The organism is Micromonospora rifamycinica (assembly GCF_900090265.1).
Classification (GTDB): domain Bacteria; phylum Actinomycetota; class Actinomycetes; order Mycobacteriales; family Micromonosporaceae; genus Micromonospora; species Micromonospora rifamycinica.
Window position 1 is genome coordinate 4,872,782 of record NZ_LT607752.1, and the last position, 22,030, is coordinate 4,894,811.

Here is a 22,030-nt window from a genome sequence, read left to right on the forward strand (position 1 = left end):
CGTCGCGGGCGATGTACTCTGCCGCCTTCCCCCAGCCCCGTCCCCGCCGCCGCGCCGTGCTCGCCTCCGGTGCGCTGCTCGCCGTGCTCCTCGCCGGGTGCGCCCAGCACGACACCCCGGACCCGGTCTGGCGACCGGGCGGCGGCGGTGGTGCCAGCGGCTCCCCGGTGCCGACCACCGGGCCGGCCGGCAAGGACGAGGCGGTCACCCTGTCGGCCACCGGGGACATCGTGATGGGGATGGCACCGTCCCGGCTGCCCGCCAACGGCGGCAAGGGCTTCTTCGACGAGGTCAAGGGCGCGCTCAAGGCCGACCTGGTGATGGGCAACCTGGAGGAGCCGCTCACCACCGACACCGGCACCGGCAAGTGCGGCGCGAACGCCAGCAACTGCTACCAGTTCCGCGTCCCGCCGGAGTACGCCGGGCACCTCAAGGACGCCGGGTTCCAGCTGCTCAACCAGGCCAACAACCACGGCTACGACTTCGGCCCGCAGGGCTACGAGAACACCCGGCAGGCGCTGGAGAAACACGGTCTGAAGCACACCGGAGCGCCGGACCAGATCACCGTGGTCGAGGTCGGCGGGGTGAAGGTCGCGGTGGCCGGCTTCTCGTCGTACCCCTGGTCCAACAGCCTGGTCGACATCGACGCCGCCAAGGGGGTCGTCGAGAAGGCCGCCACCATGGCCGACCTGGTGGTGGTGCAGGTGCACATGGGTGGCGAGGGGTCGGACAAGACCCGGGTCCGCCCCGGCACCGAGATGTTCCTCGGCGAGAACCGGGGCGACCCGGTGAAGTTCTCCCACGCCATGATCGACGCGGGGGCCGACCTGATCGTCGGGCACGGCCCGCACGTACTGCGCGGGATGGAGTTCTACCAGGGCCGGCTGATCGCCTACAGCCTGGGGAACTTCGCCGGGGGCGCCCGCTCGCTCAACCCGACCGGCCGGCTCGGCTGGGGCGGGGTGCTGAAGGTCTCCCTCAAGCCGGACGGCAGCTTCGCCGGCGGTTCCTTCACCTCCACCCGGATGAGTTCGGTGGGCAAGCCGGGGCTGGACTCCGCCGACCAGGGGCTCGGCCTGGTCAAGCAGCTCAGCGGCAACGACTTCCCGCGTACCGGGGCGCGGTTCGACGGCAAGGGGAAGATCAGCCCGCCCGACGCCGGCTGACCGGGCGGCGTGGCCCGGCGGCGCGTCGGGGCGGCGACGTAGGCTGGCCGGCGTGACCATCAGCTCTCCCGGCCGGGGCGAGACGGACCTCGGCCGTACCCGGCGTGCCCGGCGGATCGGTCGGGCGTTGACCGAGGCGCACCCCGACGCCCACTGCGAACTCGACCACTCCACCGCGTTGGAGCTGGCCGTCGCCACGATCCTCTCCGCCCAGTGCACCGACAAGAAGGTCAACGAGGTCACCCCCAAGCTGTTCGCCCGCTACCCGACGGCGGCCGACTACGCCGGGGCGGACCGGGCCGAGCTGGAGGAGCTGATCCGGCCGACCGGTTTCTACCGCAACAAGACCGACTCGCTGATCAAGCTGGGTCAGGCCCTGACCGAGCGGTACGACGGCCGGGTTCCCGGCCGGCTGGCCGACCTGGTGACGCTGCCCGGGATCGGCCGCAAGACGGCCAACGTCATCCTGGGCAACGCCTTCGACGTGCCGGGGATCACCGTCGACACCCACTTCCAGCGGCTGGTGCAGCGCTGGGGGCTGACCGTCCAGACCGATCCGGTCAAGATCGAACACGAGATCGGGGCCATGTTCCCCAAGCGGGAGTGGACCATGCTCTCGCACCGGATCATCTTCCACGGCCGGCGGGTCTGCCACGCCCGCAAGCCCGCCTGCGGGGCGTGCACCCTGACCCGGCTCTGCCCGTCGTACGGGCTCGGGCCGACCGAGCCGGCCGCCGCCGCCAAGCTGCTCAAAGGTCCCCGCGCCCGGGAGCTGGCGGTCGCCGCCGGGGTCGACCCGGAGCTGGTGCCCGCCCAGGCCACCGTCGCGGAGGCACCGTGAGGCGTCGGCTCGCCGCGCTGGCCGTGCCGGTGCTGCTGGTCCTCGCCGGCTGCACCGCCACCACCGGCCCGCAGGACGCCGCCGCCGGTCCCGAGCGGGGGCGGCCCACCCGCCCGTCGCCGTTCGCCGACTGCGCCACCCTCACCGCCCCGCCGGCCACGCCCGTTGCGTCCGGGTCCGCCGGGGCCGGTGACGGCGGGGGTACGCCCGGCAGCCCGGCCCCGGCCGACGACGGCAGCCGCCTGCCCGAACTGGTGCTCTCCTGCTTCACCGGCGGTTCCCCGGTGGCGTTGCGCGACATCCGCGGCCCGGCCGTGATCAACGTGTGGGCCTCCTGGTGCCCGCCCTGCCGCAAGGAGCTGCCCGCGTTCCAGCGGCTCAGCGTCCGCGCCGCCGGTCAGCTCCAGGTGATCGGGGTGAACAGCCGGGACAGCCGGGACGGCGCGCAGGCCATCGGCGAGGACTTCGGCATCCGCTTCCCGGTGCTCTTCGACCAGGGCGAGGCCCTGCAACGCGAGCTGCGCCGCTCGGCTGTCCCGTTGACCCTGCTGGTCGACGCGCAGGGGCGGGTCCGGCACACCGACACGTCCGGCGCACTCGACGACGCCCGCCTCGCCGACCTGGTCCGCCGCCACCTCGGCCTGGCGGTGCCCGCGTGACCTCCCACCCCCGGGTGGCCCCCGGTCTCCGGCCCACGGCGTCGGCTTCCGGTTTCCGGCGCGCGGCGTCGGTCCCCGGTCTCCGGCCCGCAGTGTCGGTCGCCAAACCCAGGCGCGTGGCGTCGGCTCCCGTCGCCCGCCCGGAGCCGGGCCGGTGAATCCCCGTCCGCCGTCCTGGCTCGACCCGCTGGTGGACCGGCTCGGCACCGCGCGGGCCGAGGACTTCACCCGGCTGACCACCCCCGAGGAGGGTGGCCGGGAGAGCGCGGTGCTGGTGCTGCTCGGTGAACAGCCCGGCTCCGGCCCCGACGTGCTGGTCCTCCAGCGGGCCGCCACGCTGCGCAACCACGCCGGCCAACCGGCCTTCCCCGGCGGCGCGGCCGACCCGGGGGACGCCGACGCGCAGGCCACCGCGCTGCGCGAGGCGAACGAGGAGGTCGACCTCGACCCGGCCAGCGTGACCGTCCTCGCCGAGCTGCCCAGGCTGTGGATCCCGGTCAGCTCCTTCGTGGTCACCCCGGTGCTGGCCTGGTGGCACAGCCCGCACCCGGTGCACCCCCGCGAACCGGCCGAGGTCGCGCACGTCGCCCGGCTGCCCGTCGCCGAGCTGGTCGACCCGGCCAACCGGATGCGGGTCCGGCACGCCAGCGGTTGGATCGGGCCGGCCTTCTCCGTCCGCGGCATGCTGGTCTGGGGGTTCACCGCCGGGGTGCTGGACGCCCTGCTGGAGATGGGCGGCTGGGCCCGCCCGTGGCCCTGGTCGCGGGTGGTCGAGCTGCCGCCGACCGGGGCGACCCCGGCCCCCTCGGCCGGCACCGAGGAGGCCGACGAACTGGCCGGTCCCCGGACCTGACCGTCACGTTCCGCAGCCGCGGCGCCGTACCGGTGTCCGGTGCACGTACCCTTGACCGGTGTCGGCCGTGGATCTCGTTCTGCTCCTGCTCATGCTCGTGTTCGCGATCAGCGGATACCGTCAGGGCTTCGTCATCGGGGCGTTGTCGTTCTCCGGGTTCTTCCTGGGCGCGCTCATCGGCCTCCAGCTCGGGCCGATGCTGGCCCGCCAGTTCATCGACAGCGGGACGAGGGTGCTGGTCTCCCTGGTCGCCGTCTTCGGGCTCGCCGTCCTCGGTCAGGCGCTCGCCGGCTGGCTCGGCTCCCACCTGCGTCGCACGATCACCAACGACACCGCCAAGCGGGCCGACGACATCGGGGGCGCGTTCGTCTCGATCCTCGCGGTGATGCTGGTGGCCTGGCTGGTCGCCGTCCCGCTGGGCTCCTCGTCGCTGCCCTGGCTGGCCGCCTCGGTCAAGAACAGCGCCCTGTTGACCGTGGTCGACCGGGTCCTGCCGGACCAGGCACAGGAGCTGTCCACCGCGCTGCGGGACACCGTCGACACCAACGGGTTCCCCGACGTCTTCAACGGCCTGGGCCGTACCTCGGCGCGCCAGGTCGCCCCACCGGACCCGGCGCTGGCCGGCTCCCAGGTGGTGGCGAACAGCCAGCGGGCGGTGGTCAAGGTGCTGGGTTCCGCGCCGAGCTGCTCGCGCCGGATCGAGGGCTCCGGCTTCGTCTACGCCGACGACCGGGTGATGACCAACGCGCACGTGGTGGCCGGCACCCGCTCGGTCGCGGTCGAGCTGCGCGGCGAACGGTACGACGGCGAGGTGGTCGTCTACGACCCGGACCGCGACCTGGCCGTGCTGTACGTGCCGGGGCTGCCCGGCCCGTCCCTGCGCTTCGCCGCCGGGCAGGCCGGCAGCGGCGCGGACGCGATCGTGCTGGGCTTCCCCCTCGACGGCCCGTACGACGCCCGCCCGGCCCGGATCCGGGACGTGGACCGGATCGAGGGCCCGGACATCTACAACGCCAGCAAGGTGAACCGGGAGATCTACACGATCCGGGCGCTGGTCCGCAGCGGGAACTCCGGTGGCCCGCTGGTCTCCTCCAACGGCCTGGTGCTCGGGGTGATCTTCGCGGCGGCGGCGGACGACCCGAACACCGGGTTCGCGGTGACCGCCGAGGAGGCCCGACCGGTGGCGCTGGCCGGCGCGGAGCGTACCCGCGGGGTGGGCACCGGCGACTGCACCTGAGCCCCGCCGACGAGCCGACCGGGCGCGGGAGCCGGGCTCAGCCGGCGGCCGGGGCGGGGGCGGGCGGGGTGTCCCCGCCCGCCGGGGTGAGGCCCGGCAGCTTGGCCCGGCCCCAGGTCAGGGAGCGGTCGAGCACCGCCCGCGCCATGATCGCCACACAGGTGCCGCCGTTGACGAAGGACGCCACCACGTCGCTCGGGTGGTGCATGCCCCGGTACATCCGGGTCAGCGCCACCCCGAGCGGGACCAGCACCAACAGCGTCCACCAGGTGACCTTCCCGGCGGTGCTCCTCGCCCGCAGGGCCAGCAGCAGGGCGATGCCGACATAGAGGGCGACCGCCGCCGAGGTGTGGCCGGACGGGAAGCTCGACGTCGGCGGGGAGACGTCCATGTGCTCCACGGCGGGCCGACGCCGGTCGATGGCCATCGTGGTGAGCAGGAAGACCAGCGCCTGGGCGGTCACCGCCGCGCACAGGAACAGCGGCTCCCGCCAGCGGTGTAGCACCAGCCGCAGCACCAGCGCCACCAGCACGGTGACCGTGACGATCAACTGGGTGCTGGCCAGCGTGCTGAACACCAGCGAGACGTCGTTCCACCCGCTGGTGCGGTCGGCGGCCAACTCCCGGTTGACCGCGTCCTCCACCGTGAACGGCCAGACGTCCGGGAGCACCCGGGTCACCAGCAGCCCCAGCAGGACCATGGCGGAGAGCAGCAGGGACACCGGAAGGAGGACCCGCTTGGCGACCTGCGCGACGATGGTGGACATGGGCCGCCCAGTACCCCGGACGGCGGCCGGCTACGCGTGCGGGTCGACCAGTTCCGGCGCGACCCCGTCGACGGTGGTGCGGCCAGCGGGCAACCCGGCCTGCTCCCGCCAGGTCCGGAACGCCGCCGCGGTGGCCGCCACCACCGCGCCGCCCAGCAGCCAGCCGCCGAGCACGTCGCTGGCCCAGTGCACGCCCAGCGCCACCCGGCTCAGCCCGGTCACCCCGACGAGCAGCACGGCGACCGTCCAGAGCAGCAGCCGGCCCCCCGGGCGGCCCCGGGCGAACGGCAGGAACACGAGCAGCAGCACGCCCGCCGCGAGGGTCGCGTTCAGCGCGTGCCCGGAAGGGAACGAGAACCCGGCGGCCCGGGCCACCGGGTCGAGCAGCTCCGGCCGGTCCCGCCCGACCAGCAGTTTCAACAGCGCGCCGAGCGCCCCGCCGACGGCCATCGTGGTGACCACCCAGAGCGCCAGCCGCCGCGAGCCGCGACGCCACACCCACACCACCACGGCCAGCGCGGCGACCCGCAGCGGACCCGGTGAGAAGACGTGCGTCCACGCCTTCATCACCCGTACCCAGCCCGGATGGTCGGCAGCGAACCGGTGCAGGGCCGCGGTGACCGCCGCGTCCAGCTCGTGCAGCGGGGTCCACGACCCGACCACCAGCACCGCCAGCAACGCGAAGGGCACCAGCACCAGGAACGCCGCCACCGCCGCCAGGGTCAACCGCAGCCCGAGCGAACCGTCCCGGTCCAGGCGACGGTCCCGCCAGGACCGACCCGACGGGGACACCGAGGAACGCGGACCGGGGGAACTCATGCGGTCTGCTCTACCCACCCGTACGGGAAATCAGGCCCGCTTCAACGACCCCACAGCCGGAACCGGCGGACCATCAACGCCACCCCGATGACCAGGGCGACCGTCACGGCGACCCCGGTCCACAACCGGCGCGGGGCGGCGTCGTCCGCACCGCCGGCCGGCTGGGCCGTCCACCGGGTGTGCTGCCGGGGCGCGGTGAAGCCGAGCGGGTCGCTGCCGGTGCCGCCGGCCCGGGTGTCCGCGACGGAACCGGGGGCCGGGCCGAACCCGGCCACGCCGGGGGAGTCGTTGTCGTCCAACGGGTTGCGGTGGATCAGGGGCAGGTCGGCGGTGAGCGCGGCGACCGGGTCGACCATGCCGTACCCGAAGCGGTCGTCCCGGCCGGGGGGGCCGATGTCCTTCGCGGTGCCCAGCAGCCGGTTGACCACGTCGCCGGCGGACATGTCGGGGTAGCGGGAGCGGACCAGGGCGGCGGTCGCCGCGACCAGCGGCGCGGCGAAGCTGGTGCCCTGCACCCCCCAGTAGTTGCTCGGCGGGCGGGCCCCGACCAGGCCGGTCGCCGGGGCGGTCAGCGTGGTCGGGTGGCCGGTGATCGAACCGGACCAGAGGTTCTCGCTGTCGCGTTCCAGGCCGGCCACCGCGATCACCCCGGGCTCCCGCGCCGGATACCAGACCTTCGACGTGGTGGACGTGGCGACGTTGCCGGTGCAGGCGACCACCACCACGTCCCGGGCGAACGCGTAGTCCAGCGCGGCCGCCAGGGCCGGACTGTCACCGCTGCCGCCCAGCGACAGGTTGATCACGCGGGCGCCGTTGTCCACCGCCCAGCGCACCCCCCGGGCGACGATCATCGCGTCGTCGTAGCGGTTCTCGTCGTCGAGCACCCGGACCGGCAGGATCCGGGCGTCCGGGGCGAGCCCGACCACGCCCCGCCGGTCGTCGCCGCGCCCGGCGATCAGACTGGCCACCGTGGTGCCGTGCCCCACCGGGTCCGGCTCGTCCGTGCCGCCGGGGGAGACCAGGTCCATCCCCGGCAGCACCTGGCCGACCAGGTCGGGATGGCCACCGTCCACCCCGGAGTCGATCACCGCCACCGTGACACCGCGGCCGGTCGAGGTACGCCACGCGGTCGCCGCGTTCAACGTGTCGAGCTGGAACTGGTCGTCGCGGACCCGGTCGGCGCGGGCCTCCACCGGGGCGAAGTCGGGCTCGGACAGCGGACCGGCGGCGCGCGGCACGACCACCGTGGCCGGCTGGCCGGCGAGCACGGCCGGTCGGGCCGGCGTCCCGGCGACCGACGGCCGGTGCCCCGGGACGACCGACGGCGGGGCCGCCACGACAGCCGGGGCCGCGCCGAGCACGCTGACGGTGGTCGCCGCGACACCGAGCAGCGCCCGCCCGGCGAACCGGTGCAGCGCGGTCGGAGAGCCCTGCCGAACCCTTGTCACATCGTCAGCCATTCATCGCGCGGGACACCTGCTGCTCGGAGATTACCGGTTCCCCCTGCCGAGACGGCACGTTCCGACACACCCGGATCACGGCGGCGGCAGATGTGCCAGCTGCACGAGGCGTACGCCCTCGCGCCGGGTGACCAGCCGACCACGCCCCGCCGGCAACGGTCCCGGCCGCACCGCGCCGACCAACGGCCCCTCGTCCGGGCTGCCGCTCATCACCAGACCGGCGGTGGACAGCTCCCGCAACCGCTGCACGATCGGCTCGTACTGGGACCGGCCGGCGCCACCGCAGCGGCGGGCCAGCACCAGGTGCAGGCCGACGTCGCGCGCCTGGGGCAGGTGTTCCTCCAGCCCGTGCAGCGGGTTCGCCGGACCACTGGCCACCAGGTCGTAGTCGTCGACCAGGATGAACAGCTCCGGGCCGGACCACCAGGAGCGGTCGCGCAACTGCGCCGGGGTGACCCCCGACCCGGGCAGCCGGTCCCGCATGTAGCCGGCGACCGACTCGATCAGCTCGGTGGTGTGCGCCGCCGCCGTGCCGTACCCGATCAGGTGGTCGGTCTCGACGGTGCCGAGCAGGCTGCGCCGGTAGTCGACCAGGATCACCCGGGCCTGCTCCGGGGTGAACCGCTCGACGATCGAGGTGGCCAGCGCCCGCAGGAACGACGACTTGCCGCACTCGGCGTCGCCGAAGACCACGAAGTGCGGCTCGGTGGCGAAGTCGAGCAGCACCGGTCGCAGGTCGGCCTCGGCGATCCCGACCGGGAACGCCAGGCCGGTGCCGGCGGTACGGTCCAGCTCGGCGTAGGGCAGCACCGGCGGGAGCAACCGGACCCGGGGCGCGACCGGCCCCGACCAGGCAGCCCCGACCGCCTTCACCAACTCCGCCGGATCCCCGCCGGCGAGCTGCGGCAGGGCGGTGAGGAAGTGCAGGCTCTGCGCGGTGATCCCCCGCCCCGGCTGCTCCGGTACGCCGGCCGCCGCCGCCCGCTTCACCACCGAGTCGGACGGGTCACCCAGGCGCAGCTCCAGCCGGGAACCGAACAGGTCCCGGATGCCGGGCCGGAAGTCCAGCCAACGCACCGCGCTCGCCACCACGTGCACCCCGTACGACAGGCCCCGGGTGGCCAGGTCGGTGATCAGGGGTTCCAGGTCGTCGTACTCGCCCCGCAGGGTGGCCCAGCCGTCCACGACGAGGAACACGTCACCGAACGGGTCGTCGGTGGGCTGACCGGCGGCGGCGAGCGCCCGACGCCGCTCACGCCAGGCGGCCGTCGACTCCAGCCCCAGCTCGGTGAAGCGGCGTTCCCGCTCGGCGAGCAGGGTGGCGATCTCGCCCACGGTCCGCCGGACCACCGTCGGGTCGGCCCGGCCGGCGACCCCGCCCACGTGCGGCAGCTCCCGCAGCGCGGTCAACCCGCCGCCGCCGAAGTCCAGGCAGTAGACCTGCGCCTCGGCCGGGGTGTGGGTGAGCGCGAGCGCGCAGACCAGCGTCCGCAACGCCTGCGACTTGCCGCTCTGCGGAGCACCGACCACGGCCACGTGCCCGGCCGCGCCGCCGAGCGCCAACCACAGCAGGTCGCGGCGCTGCTCGTACGGCTTGTCGACGACCGCCACCGGCACCTGGAGACCACCGTGCAGCTCCGGATTGGCGAAGCACAGGCCACGCTGCGGGTCGACGACGGGTGGACCGAGCAGCTCGTCCAGGGTGGGCGCGTGCTCCAACGGCGGCAGCCACACCTGGTGGGCCGGCGGTCCCTGCCCGGCCAGCCGGCCGACCAGTGCGTCGAGCAGACTCTCGGCCTCCTCCTCGACGGCCGGTGGGGGCACCGCGACGGCCGGTTCCGGCACCGGCACGACATGGGTGGAGAAGGCGAGCAGCCGGGCCGCGCCGCCCGCCCCACCGGTGGCCGTCGCACCCCGGCGGCGGACCGGACCGGAGACGTACGCGGCCCGGAACCGGACCAGCGGGTCGGTGCCGGCGCGCAGGTAACCGTGCCCGGGGGAGCGCGGCAGCTCGTGGGCGTCCGGCACCCCGAGCACCGTGCGGGACTCCAGCGCCGAGAAGGTGCGCAACCCGATCCGGTACGACAGGTGGGTGTCCAGCCCGCGCAGCCGCCCCTCCTCCAGCCGCTGGCTGGCCAGCAGCAGGTGCACGCCGAGGGACCGGCCCAGCCGGCCGATCTGCACGAACAGGTCGATGAAGTCGGGCTTGGCCGACAGCAGCTCGGAGAACTCGTCGCAGACCAGCAGCAGCGACGGCAGCGGGGCGAGCGGGGCACCGGCCGTCCGGGCCCGTTCGTAGTCCCGCAGGCCGGCGAAGTTGCCGGCCCGGCGCAGCAGCTCCTGGCGGCGCATCAGCTCGCCGTTGATGGCGTCCACCATCCGGTCGACCAGCGGCAGTGCGTCGACCAGGTTGGTGATCACCGCGGCGGTGTGCGGCAGCCGGTCGAACGAGGCGAAGGTGGCCCCGCCCTTGAAGTCGACCAGGACGAAGTTGAGCTGCTCCGAGCTGTGCGTGGCGGCCAACGCCAGGACCAGGGTGCGCAGCAGCTCCGACTTGCCGGACCCGGTCGCCCCGATCAGCAGCCCGTGCGGGCCCATCCCGTCCTGCGCCGACTCCTTGAGGTCCAGCTCGACCGTGCCGCCGTCCGCGCCGACGCCGATCGGCACCCGCAGCCGGTCCCGGGGCGAGCGGGGCAGCCAGCCCTGGTCGGCGGTGAACCCCTCCGGATCGCCCAGCCCCAGCAGCTCGGGCAGGCCGGGTTCGGCCCCCGGGGCGGCCTCGGTGCCCCGGGCCGCGGCGGCGAGCCGCAACGGGGCGAGCCGCCGGGCGACCGCCTCGGCGTCGGCGACGGCCAGCCGGTCGGCGGTGCCCACCTCGGCGTGCCCCTCGGCCGACCAGGAGTGCAGCCGGCCGGCGCGGACCTCCAACAGCAGGGCGAAGCGGTCCAGCAGGCGCGGTGCCGGGGTGTCCAGGTCGAGCACGGTCACCGCGTCGATGCCGCCGTCGCCGGTCAGCTCGGTGGCGTCGGTCAGGTCACCGCCGTCGAGGAGCACCACCACGTGCGGGCCGTCGGTGGCCGGCCCGGCCGGGCTGAACCGGGAGCGGCTGGCGAGCACCTCGTCGAGGAGCCGTTCCAGCTCGACCGCGGAGCTGGTGACCAGCCGGACCGGGCCGAGCGCGTCGACCCTGCTCGGGTGGTGGGCGTGCGGCAGCCACTTCACCCACTCCCAGTGCCGACGCCGTTCCGGGCCGGCGCAGACGGCGACGAGCAGCTCGTCGGGGGCGTGGAAGACGGCGAGCTGGGTGACCATGGCGCGGGCCAGCGCCTGCGCGTCGGGCGATCCGGTGCCGCCGCTCTGCGCCGCCCCGCCGGTGCCGCCCGGCGGCCCGCCCCGGACGAAGACCCGGGCGAAGCTGCGCAGCGACAGCGCCACCGGCAGGTCCGGCACCACCGAGTACGCGTCGAGGAAGCGCCGCAGCGCCCCGGCGGTCATCGGCTCCAGCTCCTCCAGGGGGCGGGTGACCGGCGGGACCAGCGGGGTGGCCAGCGTCTGCGGCCCGACGGCGACCCGGGCCACGCCGAAGTCCGGGTCGCCGGGGCGACGTTCCCAGACCCGGTGACTGTCCACCGTCGACCAGAGCCGCCCCGGGTCGGGATGCCGGTAGTACAGCCCGGCCCGCTGCTGCCGGGCGGTCTGCCGGACCCGTCGCCGCAGCGCGGCCAGGTGCCGCAGGTACTCCCGGCGGGCGGCCATCATCTCCGACTTCTTCGGCGTGCCCGAGGCGCTCCCCCAGGAGGTCATCAGCATCGCCACCGAGGAGAGCCCGAACATCCCGCCGACCACGTACGAGTAGGCGCCGCCGCCCCGGCCGAACATCATCGCCATCGCCACCGTGCCACCCAGCATCGGCAGCACCATCAGCGCCTGCTGCCAGCGTCCGCCGGTGACCACCGGGATCTCCGGCGGACCCTCCACGGGCAGCTCGCCGACCGGGATCTCCGGCGCGGGCCGGCGCGGTGGCCGCTTGATGACGACAGTGGACAAAAAGCACCTCCCTGTGGCGCTCGGTAACCCGAACCTGGCTCATCGTAGGTAAAGTGCGCGTCGTCCGTCAGCCACCGCTCCCGAACGAGATGGAGTCCAGTCGATGACCATCGGGCTGGCCAGGGTCACCATCAGCGCCCCGGGGCGACGCGTCGACGTGGCCCTGCCGGAGCAGGTCCCGCTGGCCGAACTGCTGCCCGAGGTGCTGCGGCACGCCGGGGAGGGGCTGGCCGACGACGGCGAGCGGCACGGCGGCTGGGTGCTGCGGCGTACCGACGGCGCGGTGCTGTTGACCGCCCAGCCACTGCTGCCGCAGGGGGTGCGCGACGGCGAGGTGCTGCACCTGGTGCCCGCCCGGGACCAGTGGCCCGAGCTGGAGTACGACGACGTGGTCGAGGCCATCGCCGAGGGCGCCCGTCGACGGGGCGCCGCCTGGTCGCCGCCGGCCACCCGGGCCGCCGCGCTGGCCGGGGCCGGGGTGCCGCTCGCCGTGGGACTGCTCGCCGTGCTGCTGGCCGGGCCGGGGGAGACCGCCGGCTGGGCCGCCGGAGGCACGGTCGCGCTGCTGCTCACCCTCGCCGGCACGATCGCCTCCCGGGCGTACGGCGACGGCCCGACCGGGGCCACCCTCGGCGGCTACGCCCTGCCGTACGCCGCGGTGGCGGCCGCCCTCGCGGTCAGCTCCGGCGACCCGGTCGGGGTGTTCCGGCCGCTGCCCTGGCTCGGTGCGCCCGAACTCCTCGCCGGTGCGGTGGGGTTGCTCCTGGCCGCCGTGCTGGGGCTGTTCGGCGTCGCCACCCGGCTCCGGGTCTTCGTGGCCGGCGCGACGGCCGGCGCGGTGGGCGCGCTCGCCGGCCTGACCGGGCTGCTGCTCGCCCCGGCCGGCACCGCCGCCGTCCTGCTCTGCGTGCTGGTCTTCGCCCTCGGGGCGGTGCCGCTGCTGGCGATCCGGCTGGGCAAGGTGCCGCTGCCCCCGATCACCCTGCCCGACGGCCCGACGGGTGGCCCGGACGGGGTACGGGACCTACCGGACCGGGAGCGGGTGCACGCGGCGGTGGCCCGCAGCGAGGAGATGCTGACCGGGATGCTGATCGGGCACGCCGTGCTGGTCGTCGCCGCGGTGCTGGTGCTCGCCGCGAGCCGCGGGGTCGCCGGGCCGGTGCTGGTGGCGGTCGGCTCGGCGGTGCTGGTGCTACGTTCCCGGCTGTTCGTGGCCGTCCGGCACCGGGTGCCCCCGGTGACGGCCGGGCTGGCCGGGTTCGCGGTGCTCGGCGCGGTGCTCGCCGGCCGGGCCGGGGCGGCGGGGCTGCTGGCGTTGAGCGGGGGCGGACTGCTGCTCGCGCTGGTCGCCGTCACCGCCGGCACGTCGTACGCCCGGCGGCCGGTCTCGCCGTACCTCGGTCGGTTGGCCGACCTGACCGACACCGCGCTGGTGGTCTCGGTGGTGCCGGTGGCGTGCGCGGTGCTGGACCTCTACGACGCCGCCCGGGGCCTGCTGGGCTGACCGCCCCCGCCCGGTCGGTCCGGTGGGCGGGTGGCCGCCGCGCCCGGTCGGTCCGGTGGGCGGAATGGTCGAGCGGCCCGGACCGACGGGTCCGGGCCGCTCGGTGGAACGGGTGGTTCAGTGTCCGGTGCCGCCCTGCGCCTCGGCGTCGCGGGCGCGCTGGTAGGACGCCCGCACCTCGGCCTCGGCCTCGACCCGGCCGACCCAGGTCGCGCCCTCGACCGACTTGCCCGGTTCGAGGTCCTTGTAGACCTCGAAGAAGTGCTGGATCTCCAGCCGGTCGAACTCGCCCAGGTGGTGGATGTCGCGCAGGTGCTCCTGGCGGGGGTCCTCGTAGGGCACGCAGAGGACCTTGTCGTCGCCGCCCTTCTCGTCGGTCATCCGGAACATGCCGATGGTGCGGCAGCGGATCAGGCAGCCCGGGAAGGTGGGCTCGGGGACCAGCACCAGGGCGTCCAGCGGGTCGCCGTCCTCGCCGAGGGTGCCCTCGATGAAGCCGTAGTCGGCCGGGTACTGGGTCGACGTGAACAGGGTGCGGTCCAGCCGGATCCGGCCGGTCGCGTGGTCCACCTCGTACTTGTTGCGGTGACCCTTCGGGATCTCAACCGTGACGTCGAAATCCATCTCCCACGCTCCCTCGTCTGCCCACGCTGGCTGAACGGAACCACTGACGCCCCCGGAGCGGATGAATGGCCACCCGCCGGCTCCGGACGCCGCATAGTCTTCGGACCGAAGTAGTGTCACCCAGGCGAGTTCGGCGGCGGGAGGAGGGGGTCGTGGGGAGGGAAGATTCACACTACCGCCCGGAGGGGGTTGACGGGCGGGGATCGGGCCGGTCCGTGACCGGCGGGGCCACCGGCCGGGTCTCGGTGCCCGACGCGAGCGTTCCCCGTCGCCCCGACTCGGCTCCCGTGTCGCCGTCCGCCGCTCCGGCCTCGGGGCCGCCGCTCGTCGGTCCGGCCTCCGGGCCGCCGCCGGCCTGGCGACCGCCGTCCGCGACCACCGCTGGTCGGGCGGCCGTCGGGTCCGCCCCGGTCGCCGCGTCGCCGAACGGCGGTGGCCCGCCCCCGCCCGCCGCGCCCCTGTCCACCGCACCCCCGCCCGCCGCGCCGCCGCGCCGACGTCGGCGGTGGCTGCCGGTGCTGCTGGTCGCCGTGCTGCTGGTCGGCCTCGCCGGGGCGACGGTGGTCCTCCGCCCGGGTCCGGTCGCCGGCTGGCTGGGAGCGGAGGCCGGCACCCCGTCGGCCGCCGCACCGCCCCCCGAGCCCGCCCCCGCCCCGGTGCTCGCCGGCCCGGACGCCGCCGCGCCGCAGCCGACCGCCGCCGGGGTACGCGCCGCGGTGGAGCCGCTGACCAGCGCCGCCGCCCTGGGTAGCCGGGTCAACCTGTCGGTGGCCGACGTGGTCACCGGTGAGTCGTTGTACGCCAAGGGGGGCGACGACGCGACCGTCCCCGCGTCGGTCACCAAGCTCGCGACCGGGGTGACGGTGCTGAAGGCACGCGGTCCCGGCCACCGGATCGCGACCCGGGCGCTCGCCGGGGCGAACCCGGGCGAGGTGGTGCTGGTCGGCGGCGGCGACCCGACGCTGGCCGTCGACAAGAACGGCTTCTACCCCGGCGCGGCCCGGCTCGACACCCTCGCCGCGCAGGTCAAGCAGGCCCTCGGCGGCACCGCCCCGACCAGGGTGATGGTCGACTCCACGCTCTTCCCCGGCCCGGTCCACGGCCCCGGCTGGGACGCGGACATCCCGACCGGCGGGTTCGGTGCGTCGATCACCGCGCTGATGACCGACGGAGCACGCCGGGATCCGGTGCGGGCGCGGAAGAACTTCGCCGACTCCCACGGCGCGGCCGAGCGGTACGCCGAACCGGACCTGGCCGCCGGCCGCTCGTTCGCCCGGCTGCTCGGCCTGCCGCAGAGCGGGGTGGTCCGGGGCACCGCTCCGGCGGCCGGCGGCACGTCGGCGACCGGTGCACCCGCGCCCGGTACCGAGCTGGGCAGGGTCGAATCGCTGCCGATGGTCCGGCTGGTCGACCTCATGATCAGCGACAGCGACAACGTGATCGCCGAGGCCCTGGCCCGGCAGGTCGCCCTGGCCCGCAACCAGCAGGCCTCCTTCGGCGGCGGGGCGGCGGCGATGGACGAGGTGATCGGCGAGCTGGGTCTGCCGGCCGACGAGATCAGCCTCGCCGACGGCAGTGGGCTGTCCCGCAGCAACCGGATCAGCCCCTCGCTGCTCACCGACCTGATCGCGACGGCCGGCAACGGCACCCATCCGGAACTCACGGCGATCTTCGGCGGCCTCCCGGTGGCCGCCTGGTCGGGCACCCTCGGTACCCGGTACGAGTCGACGGCCACCGCCGCGGGGGCCGGCGTGGTCCGGGCCAAGACCGGCACGCTGACCGGGGTGCACGCCATCGCCGGCCTGGTGACCACCCGCGACGGCCGGCTGCTCACCTTCGCCGTGCTCACCGACCAGGCACCGGCGGGCGACCCGGAGGTCACGCGGGCGGCGCTGGACCGGATCGCCGGCGCCCTGGCCGGCTGCGGCTGCCGCTGACCTGACCGGCTGCGAGTGCCGCTGCCGGGCTGCCGTCGGGCGGCCGGGCACGAGGTGCCCCACCCCGCGCGACCGGCCGGGGTGTCGCGGCGCGGGTACGGTGGGTGCCATGGCGCAGTTCGTGGACTGGGATCTGGCCGCCGCCACCGCGGGGGCGCTGAGCAAGTCGGGCCCCCGCGTGTCGTACGCGGAGGCCACCGAGGTGGTCGGCGAACTACGCCGGCTCACCGACGAGGCGGCCGGGCACGTAGCCGACTACACGGGGCTGCGCGCCCAGGTGGATCATCCGCCGGTACGGGTGGTGGACCGGCGGGACTGGGCGGCCACCAACATCGCCGGCCTGCGTGAGGTGATCACCCCGCTGGTCAGCAGGCTCTCCGGGGACAAGCCGCCCGGCGTGCTCACCGAGGCGGTCGGCTCCCGGCTCACCGGGGTGCAGGCCGGCACCGTGCTGGCGTACCTGTCCGGCCGGGTGCTCGGCCAGTACGAGGTCTTCTCGGCCGACCCCGGGCAACTGCTGCTGGTCGCGCCGAACATCGTCGAGGTGGAACGGAAGCTGGGGGCCGACCCGCGGGACTTCCGGCTCTGGGTCTGCCTGCACGAGGTCACCCACCGCACCCAGTTCACCGCCGTACCGTGGATGCGGGCGTACTTCCTCGGCGAGGTGCAGGCGTTCGTGGACGCCTCACAGGGCACCGAGCACCTGGTCGAACGACTGCGCCGGGGGGTGTCCACGCTCTCCGACGCGGTGAAGGACCCGGACAGCCGCACCAGCGTGCTGGACATCGTGCAGACCCCGGCGCAGCGGGCCGTGCTGGACCGGCTCACCGCGCTGATGACCCTGCTGGAGGGGCACGCCGAGTTCGTGATGGACGGCGTCGGCCCGCAGGTCATCCCCAGCGTGGAGCGGATCCGGGCGGGGTTCGACCGACGTCGTGCGGCGGGCAATCCGCTGGAGAAGGCGATCCGCCGGCTGCTCGGCGTGGACGTCAAGATGCGCCAGTACGCCGAGGGCCGCAAGTTCGTGCACGGCGTGGTCGAGCAGGTCGGGATGGCCGGCTTCAACAAGATCTTCGGTTCGCCGCTGACCCTGCCCCGGCTGGACGAGCTGGGTGACCCGGCCGCCTGGGTGGCCCGGGTGCACGGGCCGACCGGCGCCACCCCGACCGCCGGCTGAGCGGTGGGCGGCCGGCGTACCCCCGCTGTCCCGGAGGTGGCCGGGGGGCGGCCCGGGGTGGCGCCCGCCCCGTCGGTGGCCGCCGTCCGGGTCGCGGTACGCCGCGCGCTGGCCGGGCTGCCCGCCGACGGACCGGTCCTGGTGGCCTGCTCGGGCGGGGCTGATTCGTTGGCTCTCGCCGTGGCCACCGCCTTCGTGACGGCCCGCCTGGGCCGGTCGGCGGGACTGGTGACCGTCGACCACGGGTTGCAGGCCGGGTCGGTCGAGCGGGCCGCCGCGGTCGCCGAGTGGGCCGGGCGGGTCGGGTTCGATCCGGCCGAGGCGGTGCCGGTGACGGTGGCCGGGCGTCCCGGTGGCCCCGAGGCGGCGGCCCGGCAGGCCCGCTACCAGGCGTTGACGGACGCCGCCCGACGGCACCGGGCCGTCGCCGTCCTGCTCGGGCACACCCGCGACGACCAGGCCGAGACGGTGCTGCTGGCGCTCGCCCGGGGCGCCGGCCCGCGTGGGTTGGCCGGGATGCCCACCCGGCGGGAGGTGGCCGGGGTGCCGCTGCTGCGCCCACTGCTCGACGTCACCCGCGAGCAGACCCGTGACGCGTGTGCGGCGCTGGGCCTGGTCCCCTGGCAGGATCCGCACAACACCGATCCGTCGTACGCCCGGGCACGGGTCCGCGCCGACGCGCTGCCGGCGCTGGTCGCCGCCCTCGGCCTGGGGGTGCGGGACAACCTGGCCCGGACGGCCCGGCTGCTGGCCGCCGACACCGCCGCGCTGGACGACCTGGCCGCCGCCGCCCTCGCCACCCCCCGGGCCGGATCCGACGGGTCCGCGTCCGACGCTTCCGCGCCGGACGGGTCTACGTTCGACGGTTCCGCGCTGGACGGTTCCGCGCTGGACGGTTCCGCGCTGGACGGTTCCGCGCTGGACGGTTCCGCGCTGGACGGTTCCGCGCGGGGCGGTCCGGCGCGCGACGGTTCCGCGCCGGACGGGTCCGGGGTGCGGGCAGGGGGCGGGCTGTCGGTCGCGGCGCTGGCCGGGCTGCCGGGTGCGGTACGTGGCCGGGTGCTGCACGCCTGGGCGCGGGAGCTGGGCGCCACCCCCGGCGCGCTGTCGCACCGGCACGTCGACGCGCTGGACGCGCTGGTCACCGCCTGGCGTGGCCAGGGGCCGACCGCCCTGCCGGGCGGCCGCCGGGTGGGTCGCCGCGACGGTCGGCTGCTGCCCGTCGACTGATCCCCGCCGACTCCCGGCGGCGTTCCCGGCCGGCGCGAGAGATCGGCCGGCGCGGGTGGTCGGCCGGTCCGGTGCGGTAGACATGGCGGGTGACGTACCCCCGGCGTGCCCTGTTCGCCCCGCACGGTGCCGTCTCGACCAGCCACCCGCTCGCGGCGGCCGCGGGCCTGGCCGTGCTGCGGCGCGGCGGCAACGCCGTCGACGCGGCGCTGGCCACCGCGATCACGTTGACGGTGGTGCAACCGCCGTCCAACGACATCGGCGGTGACCTGTTCGCCATCGTCTGGGACGGCGACCGGCTGCACGGCCTCGCCGCCGCCGGGCGGTCACCGGCCGCGTTGACCCGGGAGTTGGTGCTGACCGCCACCGCCGGGGTGCCGGTGGCGGCGGTGGACGCGCTCGGCGGCGCGCAGGCGGCCGGTCCGGCGATGCCCGCCCGGGGCTGGCTGCCGGTGACCGTGCCCGGTGCCCCGGCGGGCTGGCGGGACCTGCACGACCGGTTCGGTGTGCTGCCCTTCGCCGACCTGTTCACCGACGCGATCGGGTACGCCGACGACGGACATCCGGTCTCCGCCGGCACCGCCGCCACCTGGGCGCGGGCCGTGGCCCAGCCCACGCCGACCGACGCCGAGTACGCCGAGTTCAACCGGGTCTTCACGGTGGCGGGTCGGGCGCCGCGCCCCGGTGAGCACTGGCGCAACCCGGCGGCGGCCCGCACGCTGCGGCTGATCGCCCGGACCGGCGGGGACGCCTTCTACCGGGGCACCATCGCCGAAGCACTGGACCGGCACGCCGCCCGTACCGGCGGCTTCCTCACCGCCGCCGACCTGGCGGCCCACACCTCGACCTGGGTCGATCCGGTCAGCGTCCGCTACCGGGACCACGAGGTGTGGGAGCTGCCGCCGCCGGGGCAGGGGCTCGCCGCGCTGTCGGCGCTGGGCATCCTGGACGGCCTCGACCCGGCCGGTGACCCGGTTGAGCGGGTGCACCGGCAGGTGGAGGCGGTCAAGCTCGGCTTCGCCGACGCGCACGCGCACGTGGCCGACCCGGAGCGCGTCGACGTACCGACGGCCGGCCTGCTCGACCCGGGCTACCTGGCGGCCCGGCGGACGCTGCTCACCGACCGGGCCGGTGCCCCGGTGGCCGGCGACCCGGAGCGGGGCGGCACCGTCTATCTGTGCACGGCCGACGCCGACGGCCTGATGGTCAGCCTGATCCAGTCCACCTACCTGGGGTTCGGCTCCCGGGTGGTGCTGCCCGGGTACGGCTTCGCCCTGCAGAACCGGGGTACCGGGTTCCGGCTCGATCCGGGTCACCCCAACGTGGTCGGACCGGCCAAGCGGCCGTTCCACACGATCATCCCGGGCTTCCTGACCCGCGACGGCGCCCCGGTCGGCCCGTTCGGGGTGATGGGCGGGCACATGCAGCCGCAGGGCCACCTCCAGTGGGTCGCCGGGACCGTCGACGGCGGCCTCGACCCGCAGGCCGCCCTCGACGCCCCCCGTTGGTACTGGCACGCCGGCCGGACGCTGCTGGTCGAGCCGGCCCTGGCGGCCGTGCCCGGCCTGGTCGCCGGGTTGCGCGCCCGGGGCCACCAGGTGACCGTCGCGGCCGAGCCGTCGGTCTTCGGGTACGGGCAGGCGCTGCGGCGGGCTCCGGCCGGCGGCTGGGTGGTCGGCACGGAGCCCCGGGTCGACGGCGCGGCGGTGGGCTACTGACCTCCGACCGGGGACGCGGCGCGGGGGGTCAGCCGGCGGCGGGGACGCGGTCGCGGAAGGTGGTGCGGTAGCCCTGCGGGGTGGTGCCCACCCGGCGGGCGAAGTGGTGGCGCAGGGCGGCGGCGTCGGGGAAGCCCGAGTGGTCGGCCACACTCTCCACGCTGAGGTGGGTCTCCTCCAGCAGCCGCCGGGCCAGCAGCACCCGCTGGTTGGTCAGCCAGTCGTGCGGGGTGGTGCCGGTCTCGGCCCGGAACCGGCGGGCGAAGGTGCGCGGGGACATCCCGGCGCGGGCGGCCAGCTCGTCCACCGTGGTCGGCCGGTCCAGGTGCCCCACCAGCCAGCTCAGCACCGGTTCGAGGGTGGGGGCGTCGGGGGTGGCGGGGATCGGCGCCTCGACGTACTGGGACTGGCCGCCATCGCGGTGCGGGGGGACGACCATCCGGCGGGCCAGCCGGGTGGCGGTGCCCGAGCCGTGTTCCTGCCGGACCAGGTGCAGGCAGGCGTCGATGCCGGCGGCGGTGCCGGCGCTGGTCAGCACCGTTCCGTCGGCCACGTAGAGGCTGTTGCAGCGGACCCGGGCCGACGGGTGCCGGCGTTGCAGCTCGTCGGCGTATTTCCAGTGGGTGGTGCACTCCCGGCCGTCGAGCAGGCCGGCCGCGCCGAGCACGAAGGCCGCGGAGCAGACGCTGAACACGTAGGCCCCCCGGTCGGCGGCCCGGCGCAGCGCGGCCAGCACCGCCTCGGGGATCTCGCCGCCCCGGGTGTAGGCGGGGACGGCGACCAGGTCGGCCTCGTCGACGGGGGCGAGGTCGGCCTGCGGGGTGAGGCCGAAGCCGGACGCGGTACGGACCGGGCCGCCGTCGGCGGTGCAGACGGTGAACCGGTAGCCGGGGAAGCCGTCCTCGGTGCGGTCGGTGCCGAACACCTCGGTGAGTACGCCGAGCTCGAAGACGGCCACCCGGTCCAACGCGATGACGGCTACCGATCGAATCATGTGACGAGGGTAACCGCAGTGGTGGCAGAAAATCGAGGAGGTATGGCATTTCTGCCACTGTTCCGGTGCCCGTGGACGGCGGAAACTGGAGTCAGTCCGGTGCGCGCCGGCGGCGAAAACCACTCAGATGATCAGAAAGTGAGCGCCGCCATGGAGTTCCTGCTGCTTCTGCTCCTCCTCGCCGTGCTGGCCGCCGCCCCGGCGTCCGGCCTGACCGCCGACACCCGCGACTCCGCCGACTGGAAGCCCACTGACGAGGGGCGCCGCTGGCGATCCCGGGTCTGCTGACGTGATTGCTCCCGGTCTGTCGGAAAAACCCGTGGCGGGGCCGCGCCGAAAGGTGTGGCCCCGCCGACGGGAGCCGGCCGGCGTACGGCAGGCTAGGAGCATGGCTGACGGCTCCTGGTACGACGCCGACATCGATCACGTGATCATCTCCGAGGCGCAGATCCGCGAGAAGACCGCGGAGCTGGCCAAGCAGGTCTCGGCGGACTACGCCGGAGTCACCGACGGACTGCTGCTCGTCTGCGTGCTCAAGGGCGCGGTCATGTTCATGGCCGACTTCGCCCGCGCGCTGGGCCGCCAGGGTCCGCCCGTCGAGCTGGACTTCATGGCCATCTCCTCGTACGGCCAGGGCACCACCTCCTCCGGGGTGGTACGCATCCTGAAGGACCTGGACCGAGACATCGCCGGCCGGCACGTGGTGGTCGTCGAGGACATCGTCGACTCCGGCCTGACCCTGTCCTGGCTGCTGCGCTACCTGGAGTCCCGGTCGGCCGCCAGCGTCGAGGTGGTGGCCCTGTTCCGCAAGCCGGACGCGGTGAAGGTCACCGTCCCGGTGAAGTACGTGGGCTTCGACATCCCCACCGAGTTCGTGGTCGGCTACGGCCTCGACTTCGGCGAGCGCTACCGCGAACTGCCGTACGTGGGCGTGCTCAAGCCCGAGGTCTACGCCCGCGCCTGACCCGCCCGACCGGTCATCGAGCCGACGTACAGCG

The 22,030-nt window shown here is 75.3% G+C and carries 17 protein-coding genes and 2 pseudogenes; 13 read left to right on the plus strand and 6 right to left on the minus strand.

The window, feature by feature from the left end; translation table 11 throughout:
• Positions 1-11 precede the first annotated feature (11 nt).
• From GA0070623_RS20260 to GA0070623_RS20280, 5 genes are all read left to right on the plus strand, one after another.
• Positions 12-1,166 (plus strand): CapA family protein, encoded by a 1,155-nt coding sequence (locus tag GA0070623_RS20260; RefSeq protein ID WP_067306576.1) that lies wholly within the window; start codon positions 12-14, stop codon positions 1,164-1,166.
• Between the two features lie 52 nt (positions 1,167-1,218).
• Entirely contained in the window at positions 1,219-2,007 is a 789-nt protein-coding gene (nth, locus tag GA0070623_RS20265; protein WP_067306572.1) for an endonuclease III, read from the plus strand.
• Complete coding sequence (locus GA0070623_RS20270) at positions 2,004-2,666, plus strand: TlpA family protein disulfide reductase (RefSeq protein WP_067306569.1); 663 nt, start codon at positions 2,004-2,006, stop codon at positions 2,664-2,666. Before nth ends, GA0070623_RS20270 begins: the two co-directional genes overlap by 4 nt.
• A gap of 154 nt (positions 2,667-2,820) precedes the next feature.
• Positions 2,821-3,519 carry an NUDIX hydrolase gene (locus tag GA0070623_RS20275; RefSeq protein WP_067306565.1) on the plus strand — a complete coding sequence of 233 codons (699 nt, stop codon included), beginning with the start codon at positions 2,821-2,823 and terminating at the stop codon, positions 3,517-3,519.
• A gap of 58 nt (positions 3,520-3,577) precedes the next feature.
• A complete protein-coding gene (locus GA0070623_RS20280; protein WP_067306561.1) occupies positions 3,578-4,756 on the plus strand; it encodes a MarP family serine protease in 1,179 nt (392 codons plus the stop codon).
• Positions 4,757-4,793: 37 nt separating this feature from the next.
• Here the strand turns inward: GA0070623_RS20280 and GA0070623_RS20285 are convergent, their stop codons facing one another.
• The 4 genes from GA0070623_RS20285 to eccCa all read right to left on the minus strand — a co-directional run bounded on the left by GA0070623_RS20285 (position 4,794) and on the right by eccCa (position 11,848).
• Positions 4,794-5,522 (minus strand): phosphatase PAP2 family protein, encoded by a 729-nt coding sequence (locus tag GA0070623_RS20285; RefSeq protein WP_067306558.1) that lies wholly within the window; start codon positions 5,520-5,522, stop codon positions 4,794-4,796.
• A gap of 30 nt (positions 5,523-5,552) precedes the next feature.
• Entirely contained in the window at positions 5,553-6,341 is a 789-nt protein-coding gene (locus GA0070623_RS20290; RefSeq protein WP_067306555.1) for a phosphatase PAP2 family protein, read from the minus strand.
• Between the two features lie 41 nt (positions 6,342-6,382).
• Positions 6,383-7,801, minus strand: a complete 1,419-nt coding sequence (gene mycP / locus GA0070623_RS20295; RefSeq protein WP_067306552.1) for a type VII secretion-associated serine protease mycosin — start codon at positions 7,799-7,801, stop codon at positions 6,383-6,385.
• 75 nt (positions 7,802-7,876) lie between these two features.
• Entirely contained in the window at positions 7,877-11,848 is a 3,972-nt protein-coding gene (eccCa, locus tag GA0070623_RS20300; RefSeq protein ID WP_067306549.1) for a type VII secretion protein EccCa, read from the minus strand.
• 103 nt (positions 11,849-11,951) lie between these two features.
• Here eccCa and eccD point away from each other — a divergent pair, with 103 nt between their 5' ends.
• Positions 11,952-13,352: a type VII secretion integral membrane protein EccD gene (gene eccD, locus GA0070623_RS20305; protein ID WP_067306545.1), complete on the plus strand. Its 1,401-nt coding sequence runs from the start codon at positions 11,952-11,954 to the stop codon at positions 13,350-13,352.
• Positions 13,353-13,469: 117 nt separating this feature from the next.
• Here the strand turns inward: eccD and GA0070623_RS20310 are convergent, their stop codons facing one another.
• On the minus strand, positions 13,470-13,976 hold the full coding sequence (locus tag GA0070623_RS20310) for an inorganic diphosphatase (protein ID WP_067306541.1): 507 nt from the start codon (positions 13,974-13,976) through the stop codon (positions 13,470-13,472).
• Positions 13,977-14,494: 518 nt separating this feature from the next.
• Here GA0070623_RS20310 and dacB point away from each other — a divergent pair.
• The 5 genes and pseudogenes from dacB to GA0070623_RS20330 all read left to right on the plus strand — a co-directional run bounded on the left by dacB (position 14,495) and on the right by GA0070623_RS20330 (position 20,038).
• Positions 14,495-15,913 (plus strand): D-alanyl-D-alanine carboxypeptidase/D-alanyl-D-alanine endopeptidase, encoded by a 1,419-nt coding sequence (dacB, locus tag GA0070623_RS20315; protein ID WP_407938006.1) that lies wholly within the window; start codon positions 14,495-14,497, stop codon positions 15,911-15,913.
• Positions 15,914-16,022: 109 nt separating this feature from the next.
• Positions 16,023-17,090, plus strand: a complete 1,068-nt coding sequence (locus GA0070623_RS20320; protein WP_067306535.1) for a zinc-dependent metalloprotease — start codon at positions 16,023-16,025, stop codon at positions 17,088-17,090.
• A gap of 57 nt (positions 17,091-17,147) precedes the next feature.
• A pseudogene (gene tilS, locus GA0070623_RS31555) lies at positions 17,148-18,047 on the plus strand (tRNA lysidine(34) synthetase TilS); the annotation flags it as partial.
• Positions 18,048-18,077: 30 nt separating this feature from the next.
• Positions 18,078-18,320, plus strand: a pseudogene (locus tag GA0070623_RS31560) (TilS substrate-binding domain-containing protein); the annotation flags it as partial.
• An 89-nt stretch (positions 18,321-18,409) separates the two neighbouring features.
• Positions 18,410-20,038: a gamma-glutamyltransferase family protein gene (locus GA0070623_RS20330; protein WP_067302276.1), complete on the plus strand. Its 1,629-nt coding sequence runs from the start codon at positions 18,410-18,412 to the stop codon at positions 20,036-20,038.
• Positions 20,039-20,066: 28 nt separating this feature from the next.
• Here the strand turns inward: GA0070623_RS20330 and GA0070623_RS20335 are convergent, their stop codons facing one another.
• Entirely contained in the window at positions 20,067-21,032 is a 966-nt protein-coding gene (locus GA0070623_RS20335) for a GlxA family transcriptional regulator (RefSeq protein ID WP_067302273.1), read from the minus strand.
• Positions 21,033-21,170: 138 nt separating this feature from the next.
• Between GA0070623_RS20335 and GA0070623_RS30090 the strand changes: the two genes are divergently transcribed.
• Positions 21,171-21,320 carry a hypothetical protein gene (locus tag GA0070623_RS30090; protein WP_157517444.1) on the plus strand — a complete coding sequence of 50 codons (150 nt, stop codon included), beginning with the start codon at positions 21,171-21,173 and terminating at the stop codon, positions 21,318-21,320.
• A 100-nt stretch (positions 21,321-21,420) separates the two neighbouring features.
• Positions 21,421-21,996 (plus strand): hypoxanthine phosphoribosyltransferase, encoded by a 576-nt coding sequence (gene hpt / locus GA0070623_RS20340; RefSeq protein WP_067302270.1) that lies wholly within the window; start codon positions 21,421-21,423, stop codon positions 21,994-21,996.
• Positions 21,997-22,030 lie beyond the last annotated feature (34 nt).